This window comes from Tardiphaga sp., from assembly GCF_028290495.1.
Lineage (GTDB): Bacteria > Pseudomonadota > Alphaproteobacteria > Rhizobiales > Xanthobacteraceae > Tardiphaga.
In genome coordinates this window covers 56,849-78,749 of record NZ_JAQGJT010000046.1, presented here as the reverse complement: position 1 = coordinate 78,749, position 21,901 = coordinate 56,849, and the positions used below count along the sequence as shown (strand labels likewise).

The window sequence follows — 21,901 nt, the reverse complement described above, 5'->3', positions numbered from 1 at the left end:
GGGTTTCAGGTCTCGCTCCGCTTGTCTTCGCTGTGTCGGCAACGCGACGAGACCTCCAACAATGGAGATCGTCATGTCTAAGCGCCTCATTCCCTACGATGCCCTCGCCGCCAAATGCATCGGTTACTCAAAGCCGCACCTGTGGCGTCTCGAGAAGGCCGGCAAATTCCCCAAGCGCGTCCCGATCGGTCCCGGCCGATACGGCTACGTCGAAGCCGAGATCGACGCCTATCTCGAAAGCAAGATCGCCGAGCGCGATGCCAGCATGAAGGCGGCGTGAGCATGGCTCAAAGCGCCGGCGCCTCCCGGCTTGACCCAGAGGCAGATCGTCGCGTGCTGGAAAGGATCAAGCGGGCACCTTCCGGCGCCAGTGCAATCGATATTGCGAAGGCGTCGCTCGGATGGCGAGCAAAGAAACACACGTCCACCAGCCTGACTATGATCGGCTTGGCAGTTGCCACGCGCCTAATCGGTGAAGGACTGATCACTCCATCGCGAACGAACCTGTTTAAGGCTGCCGAGCCGCAGATCGGCTCCGATGCCGTCGGCACCAGCTCATAGCTCATCCAGGCCTGCAAAACGCGGCTACAGCCACGCCACGCATCGCCTGCGAGAAATAGAAAAGCTCATTCGTGATCGGCACGGCACCGTGCCGGACACCGATGACGCTGACGTGTACATAATGCCGGCCGCGCTGTGTTTCAGACAGTTGGCGATCGACCGGGGCTGCGAGCCATCACCCGATCACATGACGGGACAGATAGAGTTCTGGTGCAAGAAATGGGCGCCCGAATATCTGGAGATCCCTGCCCTGGTGGCGAGGGTGTGCAAGTCCAAGCGCAATGGAATCGGCAAGGCCGACCAGATCGCCGACAAGATCCGCCTGTCTGACGCAGACCGCACTCGGCTCGGCATCCGCACCATAGGCTCCTACGACGTCGACAAGCGCGCCAGAGAGAAGCGCAGGGCTGCAAGGAAGCGTGAGCGCGACCGAGAGAACGCCCGGCTCAAGCGGGCTACCAATGGCGCTCTAAGCCGTCAGCAGTACCTTGCAGACCATAGCCTATCCCGCACCAAGCCATGGGAAGCCCAGGGCATCAGCCGAGCCACCTTTATGCGCAGACGGAAGAATGTTGGTTGTGCTGCTAATAACCAGGGGCCGCCGTAAGAGTGGGGCCTTTACGCAGAGGTCGGCCACCCTGTTCCCAGCGGATGGCAAGTTCAGGGTTTGTCATCCAATAGTAATGGACCCGGCGGAAGTTGCTGTAGGAATGCTCCCCGTCTATCTCGCGCAAATAGTCGATCAGTTTCGCAGTATCCGACATCACCCGCATCACGAAGTCTTTCCAATAGACGTAGCAAATGCGCTCATCAAAGGTCTCGTTCAGAACGCCGACCGCCATGAGCTCGACGACGTTTAGATAGCCTCGAATGTCATCGAAATCCGTGGTTGTACAAAATGCACCAAAATCGACGATATGCGGCAACTTTTGCGCCGCCGTGCGGTATCTCGAGTAAGCTTCGAGCAGCTTTTCATCCAAGTCCGTTTTGAGGAAAAAGTCGACGGCAGCGCGTCGGCGGGCTACGGCCTTCTGCGCTTGGAGTGACCAAAACGCCACTCCGAGCGCAGCCGTCGCTATAACAGCTGTAAAACTTTGTGCGTAAGGCACTACGTCGTTAATTGACATTCCCTATTCCCCAATCAGCCTCATCAGTCGTGAGACAAGTCCGTCGCCCATTCCTATTCTACCTATCAGCGACGAACCTGTCTCAAAGTAAGGAAGAGGAAGGCAAGGGAGGCGCGGCCCCCCTTGAACCCCCGGGACCGAACCAAAGCGGTTCGGCCCACCAGATGATTTTCAGGAGGGGGAAGAAGGCGACGAGCAAGATAGTCACTCCAAATCTTGAGCATCCGCACCACAAAGGACGACGCTCGCACAGCCGAATGCGACTCTCTCAGTCGAGCACCAAGCACCAGCGAACGCCGAGTGACGGAACAAGTGCTATTCAATCGGTTGTCCTATGAAGGGTAATGCTAGCATTTACAAAGGTTTGCCAAGCGAGATTTGACAGCATTCCAGAACCGGGGCCACTTGAGGGCCACGCGCGCCGCGAAAACAGCAGGTTTGATACCAGCTCGGTGCGCGGATGGTGGATGGACATTGCATGTCGGATACGGCGCAGATTGGCGAGCGGAGCGGCTGGATAGCCGGCTTGGATGGGCGAACCGCGGCCGCGCGTCGTGTACGGCAGGTGATCGACCTATTCACCGCAGCACTTGGCGGGACGCTCGACCCGATGAAGCACGACGCGGTCCTGAGGGCCGCCGAGCTGCAGGTCACCGCAGAGGCGCTGCGGACCCGGTCACTGCGAGGCGAGCCCGTCGCACCTGGTGACCTAATCAAAGCGGAGAACCTGGCCGATAGGGCGCGCCGCTCGCTCCGCATAGGCGACGCCCCTGCCCGCACCATCCGGCCCATCCGGGAACGCCTGAGGGCCGCAGGATGACACCGCAGCACCCTTCCCCCTTGGAGTTCTTCGCCACCCTGCGGTGGATCGACGGCCGTCCGCTGCTGGATACGATCGAACCCTACCGGCAGGCGCTGTTCATTCAGGCGCTCTACACCTTCCGGGATGACGGCGCGCCGGTGTTTAACATGGTGCTGGCGGGCCGCGGCAAGAAGAACTGGAAGAGCGCCGACCTGGTGCTGGCCGGCCTTTACTGCCTTCTCTGCCTGGACAGTCCGCAGGGCAACGAATGCTACATCATCGCCAACGACCTCAAGCAGGCCGGTGACGACCTCAGCCTTGCCAAGAAGCTGATCGAGGCTAACGACGCGCAGATCGGCGGCGAAGTCACGGTGTTCTCGGAGGAGATCAAGCGGACCGACGGCCGCGGCTTCCTGCAGATACTCCCCGCACGCGACAGTATCGGCGCACACGGCAAGACCTACCTGTTCCTCGGTCTCGACGAGATCCACGGCTGGCGCGACTACGACCTGCTGGAAGCGCTGGCGATGGACCCCACGCGGTTTGACTCCCGCATGTGGATCACCAGCTATGACACCCTCTGGAACAGCCCAGGCATCCCGCTGCACGATCTAAAGGAGCGCGGCAAGGCGGGCGACGATCCACGCTTCCTGTTCTCGTGGTACAGCGGCGAGTTCTGTACCGATCCCGCGCTGGCCGACCTCTCCCCCGAACGGAGAGCCAACCCTTCCATGTCGTCCTGGCCGGAGGGCATGGGCTACATCGAACAGCAGCGGCGCCGGCTGCCCTCGCACAAGTTTCGCCGGCTGCACCTCAACCTGCCTGGCGCGCCGAACGGTGCGTTCTTCGATCCCGACAACTTCATCAAGGCGATCGACAAGGGCCGCGTCACGCTGCCCTACGACGCCCGGCTGAAGTATCACGGCTTCGTCGATATGAGCGGCGGCAGCGCGGATGACGCCACCCTGTCCATTGCGCATGAGGAGGATGGGCGGGCGATCGTCGACCTGATCGTCAAGCAACTCGGTGACGTCCCCTTCAACCCGCGAAATGCGGTCCTGCGATTTGCCAAACACCTGAAGGAATACGGCATCCGGCGCGTCATAGGCGACGCCTACGCTGGCCTGACGTTCCGGTACGACTTCGAAAGCCAGGGCATCACCTATCAACCCTGCAAGGTGCCGAAGACCGATCTCTACGACGAGATGGATCCGAAGCTGAACGCCGGCGAGATCGAGTTGCCCGACCTGCCAAAGCTGCAGGAACAGGGCCTCGGTCTGGTGTTGCGCGGCGCGCGCGTCGATCACCTCCCCGGCGAGCATGACGACTTCATCAATGCCGCGGCCGGCGCCGTGTGGTGCGTCGTCAACGCGAACAAGCTCATGCCGCCGGCTCCAATCTTTGGCACCTACGGCGCCCGGGATCGTCACAGCGAGAACAGCCCCTTTGCACAGCAGCCGGAGCGCACTGGCTACGCCTCACAGCCGCCGGAATATTGGGCAGCTCAAGGAATATTTCACCCCAACGATCGGCAGTATTGGATCGATCGTGGCGTCTTCAAACCGAACGAGGAAACAGCGGCATGAGCATTCGCAACTTGATCGACCAGCGGACGGCGGCTGGTGCGCGATACGCATCCGCGGTGGCGGAGTTTCGAGAGGCGTTTCTCGAACTGGCTGCGCTCGATGGCGCGCTGGTCGGAAAGACCTCGGAGCAAGTCCGGTCGTTCGGCACCTATCCCGACATGATCGCGCTTCGTCACCCGGTTTATGCGCCCGATCTCGAAGGGCACTGGCCGACGGAAGCGACAGAGCGGCGCAACGAATTTCTCGCGCAGCTTGATTGAGGGAGGCAGCAATGAATCTGAGAAACGAACAGCTTATCGAGCGTTTGAAAGCGCATCCGATGCGCGGCCAACTGGCAAAATGCCTCGACGTTGCCGAGGCGTTTTCCCAAGATTGCGAGCGCGTAGCAATGAACCGCGACCTCAGCGAAGTGGGCCGCGCCAACGCGCTGAAGACCATCTTGCAGCGCGCGGTGCGGGATCTGCGGGATGCTCGCAAGCCCGTCGACGATCTTCGAAAGACGCTGGAGACCAAGCGCTCTGCGGTGAAGTCGCCACCCTTCGACAAGACCGATCTGGTCGGCGCGTTGAACCGGCAAGAGCTCAGGGCAGCGATGCGGGGCATGGATACGGCCGTGCGCGCCGGGCTGATCACCACCGACCCGACTTTCGCCGACGCTCTGCTCGAGCAGCCGCCGGTGCTGAGCGGCCTCACACCGAACGAAGGCTTCCTCGTCCAGGCCGCACAGGAGGCGCGCCTGAAAACGCTGTTCGGCCCGCAGCTCGCCGAGATCGCCGAATTGGAATCGACGCTCAACGAAGCGGCCGGCATCGCCGCGGTGGCGCGGAACGATCTGCAGACGAAAGCCGGCATGCCGCAGCTTGAGTTTGACGCCTTCGCGACGCCGATTGAGCAGAAGCTCAGGGCACCGTGGCTGGTCAAGATGGGCGACGATCAGCCGGTTCTTGTCGTGCAATACGAGAAAAAAGGCAGCACCGATCTGCATCGCCACGCCACGCCCGATGAAATCCGAGACGGGAAATTTTATGCCAGCGAAGCTGAGTATCTGGCGGAGCGCGCAGCATGACGGTTTGCGCAGGTGGCATCCGACGCCAGCGCGATGGACGAGGCCGGCGAACGCCGAACCGCCGCCTCGTTTCCCATCACTCCCGATATTGTTCTCGGAACCAAACCAGGAAGCAAGATGACTGACCAGACTGACACCGGCACGATCGAGATCGAACTTAACGGGAAGCAGAAAACGCTGGTCCCGTCGCTGAAGGCGGCAAAGGTCGTCAACGGCCAGCGCGGCTTTCAAACCGTCCTCAGCCGGCTGTCGCTGATGGACTTCGACGCCTACGTGGAGGTGGTCGCCGCAGGCCTCGGAAGCCGACCTGCCGAGGTTGAGGACGCCGTGTGGAAGACGGGCCTGCCGAACCTCACCGAACCGCTGTCACAGGATGTTCTGCTGCTGGCGAATGCCGGCCGCCCGCTCAGCCCTGCAACGGAAGGGTAGCAGCGAATGGCGTCCAACCTTACTTTTGCAACCGACGTCGACAATTGGTGCCGACAAGCCGAGGAGCGGCTACTTGCCGTTTTCAGGATGAGCGCTCAGGACGTCGTTTCGGAAATGCAAAAGCCGGTGGGCGCCGGCGGCAACATGCCGATCGACTTCGGCTTTCTACGCGCCAGCATCCGAGCTTCCAACGATTCCATGCCTCAAATTGACCCGTCCGCGAAAGGCGGAGCACCCGCCGTTTACAATCCTAGAGAGGTCAATTTGGTGATTGCTGGCACCGAGCTCGGGCAACCGCTCTACATCGGATACACCGCCGCTTACGCGACGTATCTCGAATACGGGACGTCGAAGATGGCGCCTCGCGCCTTCGTCCGACTCGCTGCGATGCAGTGGCCGCAAATTGTCGACCGCAACATTGTGAAGGCAAAAAACACTGTGCTCAACGGGTTCGCCCGACTCACTAAATACGATTGAGGGGTGAAACATGAGCGACGCTTCAGCAACGATCGGCCTTGCAGTCGACACTTCCCAAGTCAAAGCGGCGAAGGGCGATCTAGATCAATTGTCTGCGGCCAGCAGAGCAGCCTCGGCCGCAGCCGATCAACTGGCTCAATCTAGCTCGAAGGTCGCCGCCGGCATGGGGGCGATGGAGGCCGCTGCCAAACGCGCCGGGATCTCGGTCGCCGAGTACCAGACTCGAACGGCAGCTTTCAACGCGGCGTCCGAGAAGATGGCGACGGCATCGACTAGCGCATCGAGTGGCATCACGAAACTGAATACCGCGGCAGGTGGCGGGGCGTCCGGCATCCTCAGCATATTGGGCTCTTACAATGCTGCCTCGCTTGCGATGCAAGGCATTACCGCCGCATCGACGGCCTACTATGCGCTCACAGCGAGCAGTGGGCCGACCCTCGAGGCCAGTCTCTCAGAGCAGGCAAGGCTGCTCGGCTCAGTGAAGGATGCCTATCGGGACGCCGCCGAGAAGGCCGGCAAATTCTACGACCAGTCCAAGGCGATCCTAGAGCTGCAAACGTCGCAGAACATCAACGCGCTGCAATCGAACATCAGGCATCAAACTTCATCCTTCCTGCGAAGCACCGTCCCGGTCGCTGCGCCCACCGACGCGATGGGCGGGATAACGGGTGCCGGTGCTTTCGATATTTCCCCCAACTTCGGGCCATTTAAAAGTGCTCTTGAGGAGTTGAGTGGCAATATCGCCCTCGGTGCTCCGGCCGTCGAGAAATTCCGAAATGCCATCGCCGATATAGGCAACTCGAACCCGGCCCTTGCTGGCGTCGCCAACGGGCTGCTCTCCGCTTCCCAGGAAGCCGGGATGACTGCCGACAAGGTAAAGGACATGCAACGGTCACTGCGGCTCCTGCGGGGCACCGCAACGCCGGAAGATCGCGAAGGCCTTGGTCTCTCGAATCGTATCAGGACAGCAGCGCCGGCGCGCGATCCGTTCGACGGGGCGGTGATCTCCGCGAACAAGCACATTGCCGCGATGCGAGCGGATGCCGATGCCGTCGGTGCGACTGCCGGCGAACATGCCCGACTCCGGGCCGAGGCTCAGTTGCTCGAGGCCGCACAGCAAAAAGGCGGTGCCGCAACGGATGCCCAGAAACAGAAAATCTCCGAACTGGGGCAAGCCGCAAGCGATGCCGCAACGAAGTTGGCGCGGGCCAGTGTTGATCACGAGATCAGTTTTGGCAGACAGACGGCGTTCATGTCGAGCGAGGACGTTGCTATCGCCCGGCAGCTCGCCAGCATTTACCCCGACGTCGCCACGGCACTCGGAAGCGTCGAGGCCTCCGCGCTTAGGACCAACTCCGCGATCTCGCAATTCTCTCAGCAATCTATGACGCCGATTTCCGAAGGCCTTTCGGACATCGCAACAGGACAGGAGCAGTCATGACCTCAATCGTCGTAATGAAACACCCGGACGCGATTCACCTGTTGACCGACAGCGCCAGCTACACAGTGGATGGCGTGGTGACGGGTTTTGAGGACAAGGTGTCGGTGCTGCCCGACATCAATATGGCGATATTTACCCGCGGGCCGGTGATTGCTCGTCACCTGTTCGCGCTGTCGCTGGTCGATCGGTTTGCATCGTTTGATGATTTCATACTCGACGCGCCCAACCACGTCCGCAAGGTCTACCTCGACCACGAGGACATGCTGCGGCAGTGCGGCCATCCGGACACCGAGTTTTACTGTTTCGGCTGGTCTGAGCACCGGCAGCGGCCGGAAGGCTACCAGATCCGCTGCGGGTACGAGGACAGCGCCTGCTACACCGACGCCAAGAGCGCCCCGAAATTGAAAGGCGGGAAGGGAGTCTATAACAAGCCCTTTATCCTCCACTCAGTCGCAAACCTGTCGATGGCTCCCGGCATCTTTTCGTCGGACGATTTGAAAGCGGCCGGATTCCCCTTCCACCTCGCGACCGAGGACATGACGCCCGAGGTCGACATGCTACAGATCATGGAGATGATGCGGCGCAAGCCCTGCGCTCGTTTCCCTGACCAGTCCAAAACGATCACCTGCGGCGGCCGCGCGTTGCTCACCACTGTGACGCGACGGGGATCAAGTCAGAAGGTGTTGGTCGAATGGCCCGACGCGATCGGCGAGCCGATCCAGGCAGCGGCGCCCGTCGATTGGAAGGTCTGGCGTGATGGGGCCACCTTCCGCCACAAGCTCACATCGTCCCGCCGTGCGTTACGGAAGGTCGCCGCATGACGTCTGAGCAAGCCCTGTTACTCTCCGAACGGGTCGATATCCTGTTCGGCGAGCTGCGCGACGCCGGGATTCCCGACGACCGCATTGCGGGCGAAATGATATCCCGCGGATATGCCTCGATCTTCAAGCTCGACATGCCAGGCGCGCGACAGCGGGTCATCGAGTTTTTTGAAGAGGTTGCCAGAGCCGCAACTAGGGAAACCGACCGGCTACAACGACTAGCTGCAAATTCAAACAAGAAGGGCTGACGCTAAAAACGGCGCTAAGAAGACGATTTATTTGAAACAAGGCCCATAGCGAGGAACACATGCCAGCCGTCGCGAAGCAGATCGATCAGCAGCCTGCGGCTCGGCAGCAATGGCGTCTACCGCCACCGGACCCGGAAGGCCTGCAGCGCCTTCTGGTCGAGATGGATCGACCGCTGATTGATGCGGCAGTGCGGGCCCGGCTGTTGCGGCTGCAGCAGTTTCACGGCGAGGCCCATATCCGGCTGCTGATCATCACGATCACGGAATCGGAGGGCAATGGCGACGCGCTGATCGAGCCTATTGTCTCGGCCGTCAGCGACATCATGAAGCGTCGGCCTGAGTGGCCGGAGCGTGGCAGCGAATGGCTGGAAGCGTTCGACGTGGTGCCACTGGTGCCGTTGCTTGAAGTCTTCCGCGGCCTCGATGCCTTTGCCGATCGAGAGCTAGAGCACCACTACATGATCAGCGTCGGCAGGAGGATCGGCAGGACGCTTGCAGAGAAAGATGCACCACCGGCGCCGCCCGTCACCAATCGCGTCAGCAAGGCCCGTAGGGCGATTGAGCAGGGCCTGGAATTGCTCAAGCACAAGGGTCCGCACTCGACCAGTCCGATTACCCGGCTCGCTGCTGATCGTTTCGGGCTCAGCGCCAGCGAGTGCGGCCAGGTCATCAACGCCGCGCAGCTCTACGGCGACAAGGTTTGGTTAGTCGAGAAGATGTCCCGCGCCGCGCTATTCGCGCTGTCGTCATCGTCACTGCCCGAATCGGTGCGGGCTGCCGTAGAGCGACGCCTGCGCGCCGGCGAGAAGATGAAGGCGCCGGAGATCGCCGTATTGAAGAAGGCATGCTCGCGTTAGCGGCATTTCTGCAGCCAAGCAGTCTCCTGGCCCGTCGCTTCAAATTTACTGTTTCTGACCGTGTATTCGTTTCGTGAATTTCGGTTGAGAATAGGGCGGATCGTATCGCCTTTCCTGTCGATGATCAGGGTGCGTTGCACCTGCTCCCTGGTCGAGATGTAGCTCAGGATGAGCTGCTTCTCTTCGTTGACGGAGGCGGTCTCGATCTCGTCGATCGCCTTCGTTCCATTGTCGGAGATCAGTCGACCGTCGGGCTCAACCTCGTAGGAGATGGTCTGGCCGTCTGGACAATTCACAGCCCACTTGCCGATCAGTCCCCATTGCTTGGCTACATCCGCAGCTTGTCCTGCATGCGCCGCGGTGGCCATCAGCAGCGCCGTCAGTGCTGTTGCGGCGAATTTCAATTGCTCGCCTTTTTCAAGTCGGCGACCACAAGCTCCGCCTGCAATGGGATTCGAATTCCATGGTCGTGCGCGAAGGTTACAAAGCAGGCGCGCTCACTCACAAAATGAACGGACCTAACCTTTTCCGGGTTGATGTAGATCGAATGTCCGTCTTCGCCGGCGAATTGAGCAAACCGCATTTCAGGCTCCCTGTGAGCCACCAGCCTAGCGCAACCTGAGCGCGCCTAAAAGGTCAGGAACTCTTGTTTGAACGGGAAAAGGTCAGTGAAACCCGGCAAGTGACAGGGAGACGGACGGATGTCAGTGACGTTTCTTCAAACCAAGGGCAATATCGAGAATCGATTGCAACACTTGGTCGATCAATCCATCTGTCAGATCGTCGATTTTGGAGATGCGAAAATCGTGCGCTTGCGAACCTCGGTTCAATCCGGCGCCTACTTGAATTGATGCGTGACCTGGATAGTGAGTAACAAAGACGAAACCTGCAGGCTCTACTCCAACTGCCGTTGCCGTTATCGACGGATTAGTCGTGCGGCCATTCGCGCCAGCAGCGAATTTCGCACTGTCGTCGACGATATCGAGTTTTAGTTTACCTTTCCAAGCCTCCTGCGCGGCACGTAATCGTGGCAGCACTCGTTCCTTCAGCTGAACGCCAGAGGCTTTCATGTCCGCTTCGAGCTTTTTCTTTGCGGCATTTTCTGTGCTGTCGCGACTTGCGACTTGGTTCAGTGCAGCGTCGAGCATCTTCTTGAGTTCGTCGTCTGACATTTTCACTCCCTGATTCGCTTAGTGCGTTCAGGATGGCAGGCCACGCGTCGGACGGGTATTAATCTCCGCAGCGTCCCCACTATTCACCGAGCGATGCCAGCGCCACCCTCCCTGTCAAAAGTGGAGGGTACAGACGCGCCAAAGGGCCCCGATGGGGATGGATTTTTAAGTAAATCAGTGAAATCATGTCCGTGGGCTTGAACACCCGGACCGAAGAACAAGGCCTGCGACCTTTGACGAGGTTGCGGCCTGCGAGCGCGGTAGAGCCTTGGCGGGCTCGAAATGCTAATGGTTGCACCTTGGCGGGTGCACCGACCTGGCCATTATGGCCGGGAGCGGTGCGCTATGTCCAGAGCCTTCGGGCTTAAAAGTGCGTCGGCCTGTCTCTTCGGCAGGTGTTCAACTCCCGGCTGCCGGCCCGATGCCGGCGACTGGCCTTGAACAGCCAAACCGAAGAGACGAACACATGAAAACCCCCAAGAAGAAGCCAGGGAGCCCCCTGGATGCGATCTATCGCCGGACGGACCTTTCCCCCGAACAGATCTTTCAGGCCCTCAGCCGCCTGCGGCATGAGGCGCAGGTGCAGATCGAATTCCTGATCGACCTGGTCAACGAGCTCGACGGCGACACCGACCTGGAGCCGGAGCCGGTCGAGTCGAACCTCGCCGGCTTCGAGAATTGTTGCGAGCAGGCCGACGAGGCGGAGGTCTATGACTTCGACGACGAGGATAACCATGACGACGAGTGGTCGCTCGGTTCGATTAATCCCACGATCAGCGGCAGCCAACGGACCTGGGCCAGCGGCGAATCGGCAGATCTCGAAGACGAGCACGACGGCCGCGAGCCGTCACTGTGTGGCATCACCGCTGGCGGGCCGAGCATGGACGATCGCGACCTCGAGCAGTCCTGCGAGGATGGCGAACTGGAAAGCGGGATCGGCGACTTCGCCGGGCTGATGGAGCAGTGCCACGGTTACTCGGGGAGCCGCGCCAGCGGTTTCGCGAGGTATGTTGCATGAACCGCGCTGTCCAAGTCTTCGACCGGCTTTTGATCGCGCTGGTGCTGGCCTTCCTGATCTTCATCGTCGGGTGGCGATTCCCGATCGCCTACTGACCGCGGCCGGAATTACGACCACGACGCCCGGGCTGGTCCCGGGCATCACCGCCATCGGAATTCCGATAACGGTTCGTCGGCTACGGCCGGCGGGATGGTCACTCAGCCTTTTCGCCCGCTTAAGCGACCTGCCGATCGAACCATTTCTGGATAGCGTAAAACTATCGAAAAAGGAGGCGAGCCAGAGTGATGACTGTTCCCATGCAACAACATGAACTCATCTGACAGACGCTGCACTACCCACCGCGAATAGACTACAGAGACCTCGCGATTCAGATCTGATAGCGGCTTCACTGCATGATTTATGAAATCATTTGTTAGAGAAATGCCGTCCACCTCTTCCGCTCTGCTCCGAAAGTCGCCAGTGTTGAAGGTCACGCGCCACGGGCTTTTCGGTCCGCCGAAGCGCCGAGCAATTTGATTAATCCCGCTACCAAAATTGCTATCTAAAGGGAGAGCACTTTTTTGCTGATGTGCAATTACTATCGGTAAAAGCGGCACGATTTCGATTTTACATTTTTGATTCCATGTCGTGACGAAGCTTCGCAGGATATCGTAGGCTTGTTCTATATCTCGCAAAGGCAACGTGAAATAGTCGAATGCTTGGGTCAGGTAGGAAGCCAAGTCAGTGTTTGGCGGTAACGATAAATTCGTCGGATCTATTGGCAGCTCTGTGAGAAGTCCTTCAACGAACAACTTTCGCGTTGCTTCTTCAAAGTGGTACGTCCGATTGAAGAATCTCGAGAGATATCCTTCGCTATCAAAGCCTGATCCGTAGACTGCGCCAATCGAATGGCTGAGTTGGGTCGTATCGGTGGCGACGATAAAAACGACTTGGTCAATGTCGAATAGGTGCTTCATCCGCTCAAGCATCGCGATGGCAAATGGCGGACGACATCTGTCAAGCTCATCGACCAGAACGAAGAGTGGCAAGCTTTGCCCTTTTTCGGCAGCGATTTTAAGAAACTGCCCGACGCTCTCTCTGAACTTCGATATAGTCCTCTTTCCTTCGCGGAAAGATGCCAACAGAGTTTTGCCTTGCTCGCCGATCATCTCGCCAAGCGCCTTCGCTAGGTCGTCCGCAGTTTTTTCGGTATCCTTTGAAGTGTCAGAAGCCAGGATGGAGTTCACCTCATCGAGTCCCGATCCGATAGCCTTCTTAGCAATTTGGATCGTTGCGCCCTTCGCAGCAGCCACGGCGATAGCAGCACCATTTCGTTTGGCTTGATTCCACCAATCCCGCGCTTTCTTCTCTCTCTTGACTAAGGGCGCAACCGCAGCATCGATTGCGTCCATCACCGAAAGCAGTGGATCATCAGCATGGTCATCCTGCCAGGCGTTAACCTGCGCGACCAAAAACTTGTCGGCCTCTAACATCTTTGCAAATCGCGAGAGAAAGAACGACTTCCCCTGCCCCCAGCGGGCATCGATATTGAGCACGTACGAGGCCGGCTGCCCGGCAGCTTTGCGTTCGATCGTTCTGTTTATCAAAAACAGTTTTAAGAACGCCGCGTCTGCGGCCCTTCCTAGTCGATCGTTTTCCCAAATATCGGGCACATCAGCGACAGCAGCAATCTCGGACATTTTGTTTCCCCCAAGCGAGCGTCGGACGGATTCGCCAAAGGAGAAAGTGGCCCCCAGGGTGGCCCAGAACAAAAAAGGCCGCCCAGCTGGACGGCCCACAAAGCATCTAAGTCATTGAATTTGTTTGGCTCCCCGGGCCGGATTCGAACCAGCGACCATTCGATTAACAGTCGAATGCTCTACCACTGAGCTACCAGGGAACAGCGAATTAAGCCTCGCTTGCCGCAGCGTATAACAAAGCGATCCGGGCTTGCAAAGCGGGAAATGCGGCTCAGCCACATAAAACGAAAACCTCCCGAAATCAGCGATTTACAAGGGGGTTTTCGTTTTTCGTCGATGATCTGCCGCAACGAATACGGAACTTGCGGCGTTGAAACACCACAGTGGCATCGCCAAAACGTCGCATTCCACGTCGAGATTTGCGGCTGTGAGACGACAAGTGACCCCGAAACCCCGAATCGACGAGGTGACCATGTCTGCGCTTCACGGCCATCAGACCACGGCTCTCCACACCCTTCCCCCCATCAGCGACGACGAATGCCTGCTGCGGCTCGCCGCCGTGGTCGAGCATCACGACACCGATCATCTGCCGGACACCGATCATCTCGATGAATTGGCCGGGCTGATCGGACGGCTGGCGGTGCCGATCGAGCTGTAACGCTCAAGCTCGTGCCCCGGATCTGCGCAGCAACGTTTCACGCTGCAGCGCGTCCGGGACACGAGCGTGAATTCCAGATGCAAATTTCAAATAGCCAAGCTCTTTTGTTCTCGCGGCGCCTCCGCGTCCGAGGGGGTGAGCATTTCCCCTCGAACCCACGAGGGGGGCAGCGCGCCGAAAGGCGCGGGGGGAGTGGGACGCGGTTCGCTTCGCCGTCGGCGACGAAGCGGCAACCGCGCAGCGCCTTTCGACGCGCCTCATCGCAGGCAAGCTTACACAGCCTGCGGCTGCCATGGGCGGTTTCTGTCCCTCGGGCCGTGCTCCCGGGGACGTGGTCTCGTCGGGTTTCCCCTTCGTTTCCTGTCCCCGCTCCACCGCAAGACGCCTCATGAAGTGCCCCTCGTGAACGGGAATGTGGGGATAATAATCAGATAAGGATTTTAATCAATAGTATAGGAAGATAAATTCGACGTGGTGCGCGGGCAGTCGACCACCGCAGGCGTAACCCGCATGAGCGTAGCGACATGCAGGGATTTACGGAGCGCGCTGTCCCGCATGTCGCTTCGCTCATGCGGGTTACAAGTGCTCACCACGCTCTTGCCCCGGACGCGATGCAATACGCCGTATTGCTTCGCAGATCCGGGACACGAAAGCGGTGTCGGGTTTCTCACTTCGCCGGACAGGCCGCGCCGCTTTCCGCCCAGGCTTTCACCAGCGCGCCGGCCTGCTCCTGCGTACCCGGCGCGGGCGAGCGGCCGAAGCCCGGGGCCCAGGCCCAGCCGACCAAGGTGTCCTTGCCGATATGGTCGATCAGCGCATCGACCGCGCGGCCGCCGTTGCGGGCGGGGTCCTTGATCTGCTGGCAGATCTCCGCGATCGTCTTGCCCTGCCAGGCCATTTCGATAGGCGCCAGATGCCATTCGGGATGGCCCGGCACGCGGCCGGGATCGAAATTGGCGGCCTGGTGGCAGGTCGAACAGCGCATCGTCGGCGTGCCCTTGCCATCGCCGCCGCGTTCGACCGGCGGCTGGTGCAGACGGCCCATGTCGCCCTGATGCGGGCGGTCGCCGGCCGGATGGCAGTTCACGCAGCGCGGGCTTGTCAGCACCCGGCCCAGCTCGCTGAACATCGCCGCCGAGCGCGCCGCCTCATCCGTGATTTTCGCAAAGCTTTCCGGCGAGGCCAGATCATTGGCAGAAGCCGCACCGGCCGTCGTGCATATCGCCAGCGCCAAAACCGCTGCCCGCACCCTGCCCCGCATCTGCATCATAGTGGTCGCTCCTGATGCGCGTCAGCGCGGCAATTTTCGGGGATCAGACGAGGTAGCGCGTGGGATCCTTGAGGATAACGTCGCGCACGGCCTCGTGGTATTTGATGTAGCCGGTGCAGCGGCAGATATGGCCGTCGAGCGCTTCGGCGATCTCGGTTTCCAGCTGCGCGCGCGGCAGCGGCGTCTTCGCCAACCGCTCCAGAAACACTTGGCCTTCATTGAGGAAGCCGGCGGTGCAGTAGCCGCACTGGAACGCGAAGTGCTCGATGAACGCCTTCTGCAGCACCGAGAGTTCATTGCCCTTGGCGTGGCCTTCGACGGTGCGCACCGACTGGCCATTGAAATTCACGGCGGGCACTATGCAGGTCGGGCTGGTGTGGCTGGTGCCGTCGGCATTGTCGACGATGATCGCGCAGCTCAGGCACTGCGCCGCTCCGCAGCCGAACTTGGTGCCGGTCATGCCCAGATGCTCGCGCAGGTAGTCGTTCATGGTGAGGTCGTCGCGAACCTCGGCGGGCGTCTGCTTCTGGCCGTTGATGGTGATGGCGAGTGTGGTCACGCGAGCGCTCCCTTGAGAAGGCTTTGGGTCACCGGCAGCGACTGGAAACGCCGTCCGGTGGCGTCATGGATGGCGTTAAGCAGAGCCGGCACGACCGGGATCATCACGACCTCGGCGATGCCCTTCGGCTTCTCGTCCGGCAGCGGCGGCAGCATCTCGATTTCGAGATCGCGCAACGGCAGGTCGGAGCCGCGCGCCACCAGATACTGGCCGAGATTCCACTGCCCGTTGCCGGGGCCGCCCTCGAACGGCGGCAGCGATTCCAGCAGCGCGTAGCCGACGCCCATCGCGAAGCCGCCCTGCGCCTGGCCGAGCACCAGATCCGGCACCAGCGCCTGGCCGCATTCGAGCACGCTGTAGGCCTTGGCGATCTTCAGGATGCCGGTGGCCTTCTCGATTTCCACCCGCACGGCGGTGCCGCACATCGAGGTGTACGACGTGCCGATGCGGTTGTTATCGGTCGGCGGAAATTTGACGCTGACGCGGTCGAGCCGCTGGAAGGGGCCTGCCCCGCGGCGCACCGCGAGCGCGTCAATCTCGGCGCGATATTGCACGCCTGACAGCAGGAAGCGCGCACGCGCCCATTCCCAGCGCGAGAAGCCGTGCGCCATCGCGCCCGTGACCAGACCGCGCGCATGCGCAGTCGCCGCTAGCATCTTCAGCGGCAACGGCGGCAGTTCGGCGAATGTCAGTTCACCGTTCTTCCACTGCGCCTTGGCAAAATCCTTGGCGCGCGGATCGGTCGGCGCGATCTTCCACAGCAAGAGTGCTGCCGGCCACAGGCCGAACTGGAAGATCACCTTGGCGGCTTCCGCCGGCGCGTGCGTGCCGACATGAGCGCCGATCGAGGCCGAGGTCGCCGACGAGATCGCCGGCACCCAGCGCGGGTTTTTCTCCGCGGCGTCCTGGGTCTTCTGGTCCATCGCGTAGGAATCGCCTGACGTGACCATGCCGAGCGCGTCGAACACGCCGACCTGCGCGACCGCGACCTCATCGGAGATGCCGCCGAGATGCAATGCGACGCGGTTGGCCAGCGCGGTGCCGACGCCGGTGCCCATCTCGGTGTGATCGTTCCAGATCGCGATGCGACCGTCCGGCCCGAGTTCGACGCGGCCGTTCGAACAGTCGGCGCCTGTGCCGTAATCCTTGGTGACGCAGGCGACGCCGGTGCCGACGAGAAAACCAGGCTTGGCCCTGGATTTTTCGGCGGCGCGGGTTTGCCAGATCGCGTGCTGCTCGAGCTTGTCGAGCAATTCCGGGGTGCGCACCGACACGATGTAGCGGTTGCCGGCCAGCGTCCGGCCGTTCTGCTTCAGCGCATTGCGGCGGCGGAAATCGATTGGATCGAGCTTCAGCGCGACGGCGGCCTCGTCGATCAATACCTCGATCGCGCTCATCGTCTGCAGCGTGCCGTAACCGCGCATCGAGCCCGCGGTCACGCCGCGGGTATGCAGCGCCACTGTGGTGACATCGACCTTCGGCACGTCATAGATGCCGATCGCCGCATTGGCCGCGACGGTCGCGACGTTGGGCGAGAAGTTGGCGATGCCGCCGCCGTCGAGCACGTGGTCGGCGGCGAAAGCGAGGATCTTGCCAGTCTTGCGGTCGATGCCGATGCGCGAATGCATCTTGATGGCGTGGCGCTTGATGCCGCCCTGAAACTGCTGGTAACGGTCATGCGCCAGACGCACCGGGCGGCCCGGGAAGAACATCGCGGCGAGCGCCATGTAGAGCACGAACGGCGTGTGGTCGCGGCCGCCGAAGCCGCCGCCCATATGGGCGTAATTGGAATGGATCCGCGCGGGCTTGAACGGCGCGTTGGCCTTGCCGAGCAGCTCGCCGATCGATTCCGTAGTGTCGTAGGGCGATTGCACGCCGAGCACCAGTTCGAGCTGCTTGCTGTTGCCGTCGTACCAGCCGAGCCCTGCTTCCGGCTCCAGGAACATCGGATCGATCGACTGGGTGTCGAACTGGCGGTCCAGTACCAGCAGATCGGGATTGTTGCCGTCGAGTTCGGCGCGGATCGCCTCGCCATGCCGCGCGGCGACGCCGTAAGGCTTGGTGGTTTCCTTGGCGAACGGCGCCCACACCGGGATTTCGGTGTCCTGGATGCGGCCCGGACTAACCCAGCCGGCCATGATCGGCGAATAGATATCGGGCGCGTCCGGCGTCGGGCCGGCAACGCGGGTGAAACGGAACGCGGCGAACGGCGGCATCGAGACCGGGCCGGTTTCCTCGCCGAACTTCACAAAGGTGTTGTCGCGCAGCGCGAGCCGCGCGCGGTCGAAGGCGTCGAACGTCTCGAAGATCAGCAGCGCGACCGGCTGGCCCATATAGATCGGCGTCTTGCCGACCGGGCAGAACAAGTCGCCGGCGTAGAAGGCGGGAACGGTGAGCCCGATGCCGTCTATCTCGGCCGCAGTGACGACCACCGTCGGCTTCAGCGGTCCGCTGAGGCGCGCGAGATCCAGGCCGATATAGACATGGGTGGCGTCCGGCGCGCGGATCAGCAGCGCGTGCGACGTGGTCGCGGGCCAGCCCGGCATGTCCGCGGCGCGAAAGTCGGAAGCATAGAGCTTGGCGCCGGTGACCTTGGCAACGCCATCGACACGGCCAGCGCCTTTGGCTGCGGGATTGAACGCGCCCCTGCCCGGCAGAATCTCATGAAAATCAAAAGGCGCGCTTGCCGCTGTCACAATCCGCGACAGGCTGAGCGTCATGCCCGTTGCCGTCACCCACTTCACGAACTGACGTCGCGACGGCTGCATACTTCACCTGTAGGTGGGAGCTGCTCGAGCGACTTGCAGGCGTTCGAGTTATCGCGAATCACGCACTGGAATCACGTTTATCGGCAAAGTGTCATCCGCCCCATTAATTTAGAGTTATTCGAAGGTGAATCGACTGCAGCGAAAACTCCAATCAGTACAACCGTGTGTGCGGATGCCGACGTCGGCTGCAAGATACTGTCGCGCGGGATGCGTTGGATTTGTCGTCGCCTATCAACAGGGTGGTAACCACGGTCCGCCGCACCGCTGGATCGATAAAATTTGAACGATCCGCACAACGCGCCAAAAAAGTTCTTTCGCCAGATTGCATCCAACAAGGAGCAATCAAATGAGCGAAGCCGAATTCGACCTCTTGCTGAGCGTCGTCCGTACCGAAATCGAAGCCGAAGCCCTCGACGACCTGCGCAGCCAGGCGATGTTCCTGGCGCCGGTCCCGGCTGCCGCCAACGACAACGGCATGGAATGGCCGCTGGTCCCCTTCCCGGACGGCTGGACTGCCTCCTGCTGAGACGGAATGACGTCCGGAAGAACATTCCGGACGCGAAAGATAACAATCGGGGCATTGCCTAACGGGCGATCCGACTGTAACAAAGCCGCCAATGGGGCCATGTGGCGGAGTGGTTACGCGCCGGTCTGCAAAACCGTTTATTCGGGTTCGATTCCCGACGTGGCCTCCAGTTACCTTCCTAGTGCATTGATTTTATTGGAAATTTAGACCGTGGATTTCGGTCTACGCACATTCCAGCGCACAATGAAGGTGGTCGTTTTACCCGTTCTCCGAGTGAACCTTTCCGAATCTCCCTGAGATAAATTGTCTTGGAGGCTCTCCCGGAGGGTGCCATGACCGTTCTCGAATGGCTTTCCCCGCCGCATGTTCCCGCCAAGCAGGACAAAGCCGAATTTGACCCCGGCATCCTCATCTTCTGTGGGATTGGCCTGTTGCTCTCGCTCGCAGCGATGACGTTCGGCTGGTTCGACTTGCCAGGCACCGTCGGTTACTGACAGTAAAACCCGCCGGGTCGCCCCGGCGGGTTTTGTCTAACTACTGCGGTACGCTTGAGAGAACGCTATCGCGAGAGCCTGAAAGAAGGATTCTGCCTTACCCGCCGGTTCACGCCGGGCCCTGTAATATGGCGCGTCAGGGGATGATTCGAGCGACTTCGTGCAGCGCGGCAGCAGGTTCCGGGTTACGGGGCCTTTCGATCGCCTGACTAACAGGCAGCTGCAGCACGATCGCCCTTTGCCCGGGCCTAAGATCTGTGACGAGAACGATCTCGCCGTTGGAGAACTCGAGCGCGTCGTGGTGATGATGAGATTGGCCTACGTCAATTTGGCGAAAACGGGCCAGTCGATCGCGCACGTTCCGGCGAAACACCCACCCGTCGACTCGGACGTTGTCTTCAAAGGCGATTTCGGTCCCCGGGCGAAGACACACTGCGACGTGAGGATCGTCGAAGCTTGCGAACCCCCGAGTTGTCGTGGAAGGAAATTTGTTCGACACCAACCTATCCGCCACCTCCGCTGGACGGTTAGCGACCGCGTGCAGGCTGTAATCACACATGGATGCGCTCCTATGGATGGCCGCCCAGCAAATCCGCAACATTCGTGAACCAGGTTAGTTGCAGTCCAGTGAAAAAAAGGCCGCCGGCGCGTGAACCGGCGGGCTCCATTGCTAAAAGCCTCCCACCGGGAAACGCCACCCGACGAGGAAGATCAGGAAGCCAATCGCCACCCCGGCCAGGATGCGATCGATCACCGCAAGAGTGCGGTTCATGATGAAGCCTCCTGTACAGGACCGATCGCGGCAACCGCCGCCTGAAGAGCAGCAAGGCCTTGTTCTCGTAGCTCCGGATCGTCGGACGCTGCCCGCCGCAGATAGTCGAGCACTTCCGCTTTCGTTTTGGGGTCGGCCTCCCGCCAAGCGGCTAGGATCTCAGTGACGATATCCACCGTTAGAAGCCTCCGACCGGGAAACGCCACCCGACGAGGAAGATCAGGAAGCCGAGAACTACCGCGGCTAGGATGCGATCAAACACAGCCAGCGCGCGGTTCATTCGCTCACCGCCACGGCAGCTTTAACCAGCTCTTCGAGATCATAGACGGCATTCAGTTGCTCCATCGCGAAATGCGCGATGCGCTCGCCCATGCGCGCCGGTATCTCCCAGTCCTCGCCTTCGTCCGGCCTCGTCATTTCGTCGGCCGCGTCGGTGACCACGCTCGCGATCATCTTGAGGGCGAAGATTGTATTGGTGATTTCCTCGAACTGCGCGTTGGTGATTTGTCTCATGAAAACACCAGATGGCCGCAGGCGGAGATCAAGACCGGCCGGCCGTCGGTTTCCTCGAAGTCGTGCCCATCCTCGTCGTCACCCGCGGCTTCGAGGTCCGGGTCGTCGATGAAGTCGAGGAAGGCAATCAACCGCTCTATTTGGTCTTCGATCGCCTGCCGGATAGTAGGCGTGTTGGTGGGTGGCGTGCTAAGCACGCAGTCAGCCTTAGGCATGGTCGCTCCTGCTTGAGGTTAAAGCCGGGGTGGAAGTTGCTGCTTCCCCTCGGCTTGCTTTTGGGATATCCTGAATTAATGGCAAAGTCAATTCAGGATATCCCAAATAAGCGTGGTCGGCCCTCGACTGGAGGCCGACGCGACGGCGTGCTCGTTCGGTTTGAGGATGATCGACTGGGGCAGATAGACAACTGGGCCAAGCAGCAGAACGACGCTCCGTCGCGCCCCGAAGCCATCCGCCGCCTCGTCGAGCTGGGCCTGACGGTTGAGGCGCCCCGGCATGAGAGCACCACGCAGAAGGCCCGAGCTAAGGAAATGGCAGCCGGTGCGATCGACAAATTGACTGACAGTGCGGCGCCTTCGGAGGAACAAGCGAGCCGCAAGCGCCGTTTGCTTAAGGGCCCCGAAGAGTTCAGGGGATCCCGGGTGGATACACCAAAGGCAAAGCCATGAATAAGTTTCAACTCGGGACCGTAAGTGCGGTCCAACAGGACGCGGAAAAGGCATTCAAACCGACCGAAGTTAAGCCCGCTAAGACAGAGTTCGAAATCTCACAGCAGGCCTTCGACGATAATCGCGCACGTCTCAGGGCCGAGCGCTTAGCACGAGAGGCGGCGACTTTGCAGGGCAAGTGACTGCCGCGCACCGTTAGGTAGTGGCGAACCAAGATCCTTTTCCGCCCTAAGGTTTCAGCAGGCGACGCACTTGTGGACACCACCAACGGCGCGCGCCGGGGTTATGCGTAATTCTGCGCATACCCCCGGGATTCCCCCCTGGCTGTTTTTGCGGAGGGAATCAGTACCGCGCTTTACAGCCGCAGGCACTTCCTGCCCGTGAATCGC

At 60.6% G+C, this 21,901-nt stretch carries 30 protein-coding genes and 2 tRNA genes; 19 read left to right on the top strand and 13 right to left on the bottom strand.

From position 1 onward, the window contains the following. The first annotated feature begins 73 nt into the window (after nucleotides 1-73). The 3 genes from JWQ24_RS08725 (at nucleotide 74) to JWQ24_RS08715 (ending at nucleotide 1,168) form a co-directional block, all read left to right on the top strand. Nucleotides 74-280, top strand: coding sequence for an AlpA family phage regulatory protein (locus JWQ24_RS08725; RefSeq protein WP_299806696.1), 207 nt, complete (start codon nucleotides 74-76; stop codon nucleotides 278-280). A gap of 2 nt (nucleotides 281-282) precedes the next feature. Further along, complete coding sequence (locus JWQ24_RS08720; protein ID WP_299806694.1) at nucleotides 283-561, top strand: hypothetical protein; 279 nt, start codon at nucleotides 283-285, stop codon at nucleotides 559-561. Nucleotides 562-649: 88 nt separating this feature from the next. Continuing rightward, on the top strand, nucleotides 650-1,168 hold the full coding sequence (locus JWQ24_RS08715) for a hypothetical protein (RefSeq protein ID WP_299806692.1): 519 nt from the start codon (nucleotides 650-652) through the stop codon (nucleotides 1,166-1,168). Here the strand turns inward: JWQ24_RS08715 and JWQ24_RS08710 are convergent. Beyond that, on the bottom strand, nucleotides 1,146-1,688 hold the full coding sequence (locus JWQ24_RS08710; RefSeq protein WP_299806690.1) for a DUF4760 domain-containing protein: 543 nt from the start codon (nucleotides 1,686-1,688) through the stop codon (nucleotides 1,146-1,148). The genes JWQ24_RS08715 and JWQ24_RS08710 overlap by 23 nt on opposite strands. An 816-nt stretch (nucleotides 1,689-2,504) precedes the next feature. On the opposite strand from JWQ24_RS08710, the gene JWQ24_RS08705 reads away from it, so the two are divergent. Genes JWQ24_RS08705 through JWQ24_RS08665 form a run of 9 tightly spaced genes read left to right on the top strand, consistent with a single transcriptional unit; the run spans nucleotide 2,505 to nucleotide 9,415 of the window. Continuing rightward, the gene (locus tag JWQ24_RS08705) at nucleotides 2,505-4,076 is read left to right on the top strand and encodes a hypothetical protein (protein ID WP_299806688.1); all 1,572 of its coding nucleotides are present in this window, start codon (nucleotides 2,505-2,507) and stop codon (nucleotides 4,074-4,076) included. Next, nucleotides 4,073-4,336, top strand: coding sequence for a hypothetical protein (locus JWQ24_RS08700; RefSeq protein ID WP_299806686.1), 264 nt, complete (start codon nucleotides 4,073-4,075; stop codon nucleotides 4,334-4,336). Before JWQ24_RS08705 ends, JWQ24_RS08700 begins: the two co-directional genes overlap by 4 nt. Before the next feature lie 59 nt (nucleotides 4,337-4,395). Beyond that, on the top strand, nucleotides 4,396-5,142 hold the full coding sequence (locus JWQ24_RS08695) for a hypothetical protein (protein ID WP_299806684.1): 747 nt from the start codon (nucleotides 4,396-4,398) through the stop codon (nucleotides 5,140-5,142). 12 nt (nucleotides 5,143-5,154) lie between these two features. Then, nucleotides 5,155-5,571: a hypothetical protein gene (locus tag JWQ24_RS08690; protein ID WP_299806682.1), complete on the top strand. Its 417-nt coding sequence runs from the start codon at nucleotides 5,155-5,157 to the stop codon at nucleotides 5,569-5,571. Between the two features lie 6 nt (nucleotides 5,572-5,577). Next, nucleotides 5,578-6,048 carry an HK97 gp10 family phage protein gene (locus tag JWQ24_RS08685; RefSeq protein ID WP_299806680.1) on the top strand — a complete coding sequence of 157 codons (471 nt, stop codon included), beginning with the start codon at nucleotides 5,578-5,580 and terminating at the stop codon, nucleotides 6,046-6,048. Between the two features lie 10 nt (nucleotides 6,049-6,058). Then, the gene (locus JWQ24_RS08680) at nucleotides 6,059-7,489 is read left to right on the top strand and encodes a hypothetical protein (protein ID WP_299806678.1); all 1,431 of its coding nucleotides are present in this window, start codon (nucleotides 6,059-6,061) and stop codon (nucleotides 7,487-7,489) included. Beyond that, nucleotides 7,486-8,310 carry a hypothetical protein gene (locus tag JWQ24_RS08675; protein WP_299806676.1) on the top strand — a complete coding sequence of 275 codons (825 nt, stop codon included), beginning with the start codon at nucleotides 7,486-7,488 and terminating at the stop codon, nucleotides 8,308-8,310. The genes JWQ24_RS08680 and JWQ24_RS08675 overlap by 4 nt, the downstream gene beginning before the upstream one ends. Then, nucleotides 8,307-8,558 carry a hypothetical protein gene (locus tag JWQ24_RS08670; protein ID WP_299806675.1) on the top strand — a complete coding sequence of 84 codons (252 nt, stop codon included), beginning with the start codon at nucleotides 8,307-8,309 and terminating at the stop codon, nucleotides 8,556-8,558. The genes JWQ24_RS08675 and JWQ24_RS08670 overlap by 4 nt, the downstream gene beginning before the upstream one ends. Nucleotides 8,559-8,617: 59 nt before the next feature. Next, on the top strand, nucleotides 8,618-9,415 hold the full coding sequence (locus JWQ24_RS08665) for a hypothetical protein (RefSeq protein WP_299806673.1): 798 nt from the start codon (nucleotides 8,618-8,620) through the stop codon (nucleotides 9,413-9,415). Here JWQ24_RS08665 and JWQ24_RS08660 read toward each other — a convergent pair. From JWQ24_RS08660 to JWQ24_RS08650, 3 genes are all read right to left on the bottom strand, one after another. Continuing rightward, nucleotides 9,412-9,819, bottom strand: a complete 408-nt coding sequence (locus JWQ24_RS08660) for a hypothetical protein (protein WP_299806671.1) — start codon at nucleotides 9,817-9,819, stop codon at nucleotides 9,412-9,414. The genes JWQ24_RS08665 and JWQ24_RS08660 overlap by 4 nt on opposite strands. Beyond that, a complete protein-coding gene (locus JWQ24_RS08655; RefSeq protein WP_299806669.1) occupies nucleotides 9,816-9,998 on the bottom strand; it encodes a hypothetical protein in 183 nt (60 codons plus the stop codon). The genes JWQ24_RS08660 and JWQ24_RS08655 overlap by 4 nt, the downstream gene beginning before the upstream one ends. Before the next feature lie 121 nt (nucleotides 9,999-10,119). Beyond that, nucleotides 10,120-10,587 carry a hypothetical protein gene (locus tag JWQ24_RS08650; RefSeq protein WP_299806667.1) on the bottom strand — a complete coding sequence of 156 codons (468 nt, stop codon included), beginning with the start codon at nucleotides 10,585-10,587 and terminating at the stop codon, nucleotides 10,120-10,122. A gap of 466 nt (nucleotides 10,588-11,053) precedes the next feature. Here JWQ24_RS08650 and JWQ24_RS08645 point away from each other — a divergent pair, with 466 nt between their 5' ends. After that, a complete protein-coding gene (locus JWQ24_RS08645; protein WP_299806665.1) occupies nucleotides 11,054-11,605 on the top strand; it encodes a hypothetical protein in 552 nt (183 codons plus the stop codon). Between the two features lie 197 nt (nucleotides 11,606-11,802). On the opposite strand, the gene JWQ24_RS08640 is transcribed toward JWQ24_RS08645, so the two are convergent. Together JWQ24_RS08640 and JWQ24_RS08635 are read right to left on the bottom strand one after the other, a co-directional pair. Continuing rightward, a complete protein-coding gene (locus JWQ24_RS08640) occupies nucleotides 11,803-13,284 on the bottom strand; it encodes a P-loop NTPase fold protein (RefSeq protein ID WP_299806663.1) in 1,482 nt (493 codons plus the stop codon). A 125-nt stretch (nucleotides 13,285-13,409) separates the two neighbouring features. Then, nucleotides 13,410-13,484, bottom strand: a tRNA-Asn gene (locus JWQ24_RS08635). Between the two features lie 272 nt (nucleotides 13,485-13,756). Between JWQ24_RS08635 and JWQ24_RS08630 the strand changes: the two genes are divergently transcribed. Continuing rightward, complete coding sequence (locus tag JWQ24_RS08630) at nucleotides 13,757-13,942, top strand: hypothetical protein (RefSeq protein WP_299806661.1); 186 nt, start codon at nucleotides 13,757-13,759, stop codon at nucleotides 13,940-13,942. Nucleotides 13,943-14,609: 667 nt separating this feature from the next. Here JWQ24_RS08630 and JWQ24_RS08625 read toward each other — a convergent pair. From JWQ24_RS08625 to JWQ24_RS08615, 3 genes are read right to left on the bottom strand one after another with little or no spacing between them, the layout of a single operon-like run. Further along, nucleotides 14,610-15,203, bottom strand: a complete 594-nt coding sequence (locus tag JWQ24_RS08625; RefSeq protein ID WP_299806733.1) for an Isoquinoline 1-oxidoreductase subunit — start codon at nucleotides 15,201-15,203, stop codon at nucleotides 14,610-14,612. Nucleotides 15,204-15,255: 52 nt separating this feature from the next. Further along, nucleotides 15,256-15,771, bottom strand: a complete 516-nt coding sequence (locus JWQ24_RS08620; protein WP_299806659.1) for a (2Fe-2S)-binding protein — start codon at nucleotides 15,769-15,771, stop codon at nucleotides 15,256-15,258. Then, entirely contained in the window at nucleotides 15,768-18,539 is a 2,772-nt protein-coding gene (locus JWQ24_RS08615) for a molybdopterin cofactor-binding domain-containing protein (RefSeq protein ID WP_299806657.1), read from the bottom strand. The genes JWQ24_RS08620 and JWQ24_RS08615 overlap by 4 nt, the downstream gene beginning before the upstream one ends. Nucleotides 18,540-18,885: 346 nt before the next feature. Here JWQ24_RS08615 and JWQ24_RS08610 point away from each other — a divergent pair, with 346 nt between their 5' ends. The 3 genes from JWQ24_RS08610 to JWQ24_RS08600 all read left to right on the top strand — a co-directional run bounded on the left by JWQ24_RS08610 (nucleotide 18,886) and on the right by JWQ24_RS08600 (nucleotide 19,559). Continuing rightward, nucleotides 18,886-19,065 (top strand): hypothetical protein, encoded by a 180-nt coding sequence (locus JWQ24_RS08610; RefSeq protein WP_299806655.1) that lies wholly within the window; start codon nucleotides 18,886-18,888, stop codon nucleotides 19,063-19,065. 95 nt (nucleotides 19,066-19,160) lie between these two features. After that, a tRNA-Cys gene (locus tag JWQ24_RS08605) sits at nucleotides 19,161-19,234 on the top strand. A 163-nt stretch (nucleotides 19,235-19,397) separates the two neighbouring features. Continuing rightward, on the top strand, nucleotides 19,398-19,559 hold the full coding sequence (locus tag JWQ24_RS08600) for a hypothetical protein (protein WP_299806653.1): 162 nt from the start codon (nucleotides 19,398-19,400) through the stop codon (nucleotides 19,557-19,559). Between the two features lie 136 nt (nucleotides 19,560-19,695). Here JWQ24_RS08600 and JWQ24_RS08595 read toward each other — a convergent pair whose 3' ends face one another. The 4 genes from JWQ24_RS08595 to JWQ24_RS08580 all read right to left on the bottom strand — a co-directional run bounded on the left by JWQ24_RS08595 (nucleotide 19,696) and on the right by JWQ24_RS08580 (nucleotide 21,059). Beyond that, nucleotides 19,696-20,118, bottom strand: a complete 423-nt coding sequence (locus JWQ24_RS08595) for a hypothetical protein (RefSeq protein ID WP_299806651.1) — start codon at nucleotides 20,116-20,118, stop codon at nucleotides 19,696-19,698. A 209-nt stretch (nucleotides 20,119-20,327) separates the two neighbouring features. Next, entirely contained in the window at nucleotides 20,328-20,507 is a 180-nt protein-coding gene (locus JWQ24_RS08590; RefSeq protein ID WP_299806649.1) for a hypothetical protein, read from the bottom strand. 100 nt (nucleotides 20,508-20,607) lie between these two features. After that, nucleotides 20,608-20,844: a hypothetical protein gene (locus tag JWQ24_RS08585; protein ID WP_299806647.1), complete on the bottom strand. Its 237-nt coding sequence runs from the start codon at nucleotides 20,842-20,844 to the stop codon at nucleotides 20,608-20,610. Beyond that, on the bottom strand, nucleotides 20,841-21,059 hold the full coding sequence (locus JWQ24_RS08580; protein ID WP_299806645.1) for a hypothetical protein: 219 nt from the start codon (nucleotides 21,057-21,059) through the stop codon (nucleotides 20,841-20,843). The genes JWQ24_RS08585 and JWQ24_RS08580 overlap by 4 nt, the downstream gene beginning before the upstream one ends. 36 nt (nucleotides 21,060-21,095) lie before the next feature. On the opposite strand from JWQ24_RS08580, the gene JWQ24_RS08575 reads away from it, so the two are divergent. Then, the gene (locus tag JWQ24_RS08575) at nucleotides 21,096-21,512 is read left to right on the top strand and encodes a hypothetical protein (protein WP_299806643.1); all 417 of its coding nucleotides are present in this window, start codon (nucleotides 21,096-21,098) and stop codon (nucleotides 21,510-21,512) included. Beyond that, nucleotides 21,509-21,694 carry a hypothetical protein gene (locus tag JWQ24_RS08570; protein WP_299806641.1) on the top strand — a complete coding sequence of 62 codons (186 nt, stop codon included), beginning with the start codon at nucleotides 21,509-21,511 and terminating at the stop codon, nucleotides 21,692-21,694. Before JWQ24_RS08575 ends, JWQ24_RS08570 begins: the two co-directional genes overlap by 4 nt. Nucleotides 21,695-21,901 lie beyond the last annotated feature (207 nt).

Coding starts and splice junctions, on each gene's coding strand:
- JWQ24_RS08645 (WP_299806665.1), top strand. CDS start 11,054: ATGAAAACCCCCAAGAAGAAGCCAGGGAGCCCCCTGGATGCGATCTAT.
- JWQ24_RS08630 (WP_299806661.1), top strand. CDS start 13,757: ATGTCTGCGCTTCACGGCCATCAGACCACGGCTCTCCACACCCTTCCC.
- JWQ24_RS08675 (WP_299806676.1), top strand. CDS start 7,486: ATGACCTCAATCGTCGTAATGAAACACCCGGACGCGATTCACCTGTTG.
- JWQ24_RS08695 (WP_299806684.1), top strand. CDS start 4,396: ATGCGCGGCCAACTGGCAAAATGCCTCGACGTTGCCGAGGCGTTTTCC.
- JWQ24_RS08705 (WP_299806688.1), top strand. CDS start 2,505: ATGACACCGCAGCACCCTTCCCCCTTGGAGTTCTTCGCCACCCTGCGG.
- JWQ24_RS08585 (WP_299806647.1), bottom strand. CDS start 20,844: ATGAGACAAATCACCAACGCGCAGTTCGAGGAAATCACCAATACAATC.
- JWQ24_RS08655 (WP_299806669.1), bottom strand. CDS start 9,998: ATGCGGTTTGCTCAATTCGCCGGCGAAGACGGACATTCGATCTACATC.
- JWQ24_RS08650 (WP_299806667.1), bottom strand. CDS start 10,587: ATGTCAGACGACGAACTCAAGAAGATGCTCGACGCTGCACTGAACCAA.
- JWQ24_RS08700 (WP_299806686.1), top strand. CDS start 4,073: ATGAGCATTCGCAACTTGATCGACCAGCGGACGGCGGCTGGTGCGCGA.
- JWQ24_RS08600 (WP_299806653.1), top strand. CDS start 19,398: ATGACCGTTCTCGAATGGCTTTCCCCGCCGCATGTTCCCGCCAAGCAG.
- JWQ24_RS08595 (WP_299806651.1), bottom strand. CDS start 20,118: ATGTGTGATTACAGCCTGCACGCGGTCGCTAACCGTCCAGCGGAGGTG.
- JWQ24_RS08710 (WP_299806690.1), bottom strand. CDS start 1,688: ATGTCAATTAACGACGTAGTGCCTTACGCACAAAGTTTTACAGCTGTT.
- JWQ24_RS08720 (WP_299806694.1), top strand. CDS start 283: ATGGCTCAAAGCGCCGGCGCCTCCCGGCTTGACCCAGAGGCAGATCGT.
- JWQ24_RS08665 (WP_299806673.1), top strand. CDS start 8,618: ATGCCAGCCGTCGCGAAGCAGATCGATCAGCAGCCTGCGGCTCGGCAG.
- JWQ24_RS08685 (WP_299806680.1), top strand. CDS start 5,578: ATGGCGTCCAACCTTACTTTTGCAACCGACGTCGACAATTGGTGCCGA.
- JWQ24_RS08570 (WP_299806641.1), top strand. CDS start 21,509: ATGAATAAGTTTCAACTCGGGACCGTAAGTGCGGTCCAACAGGACGCG.
- JWQ24_RS08725 (WP_299806696.1), top strand. CDS start 74: ATGTCTAAGCGCCTCATTCCCTACGATGCCCTCGCCGCCAAATGCATC.
- JWQ24_RS08625 (WP_299806733.1), bottom strand. CDS start 15,203: ATGCGGGGCAGGGTGCGGGCAGCGGTTTTGGCGCTGGCGATATGCACG.
- JWQ24_RS08670 (WP_299806675.1), top strand. CDS start 8,307: ATGACGTCTGAGCAAGCCCTGTTACTCTCCGAACGGGTCGATATCCTG.
- JWQ24_RS08680 (WP_299806678.1), top strand. CDS start 6,059: ATGAGCGACGCTTCAGCAACGATCGGCCTTGCAGTCGACACTTCCCAA.
- JWQ24_RS08580 (WP_299806645.1), bottom strand. CDS start 21,059: ATGCCTAAGGCTGACTGCGTGCTTAGCACGCCACCCACCAACACGCCT.
- JWQ24_RS08610 (WP_299806655.1), top strand. CDS start 18,886: ATGAGCGAAGCCGAATTCGACCTCTTGCTGAGCGTCGTCCGTACCGAA.
- JWQ24_RS08615 (WP_299806657.1), bottom strand. CDS start 18,539: ATGCAGCCGTCGCGACGTCAGTTCGTGAAGTGGGTGACGGCAACGGGC.
- JWQ24_RS08640 (WP_299806663.1), bottom strand. CDS start 13,284: ATGTCCGAGATTGCTGCTGTCGCTGATGTGCCCGATATTTGGGAAAAC.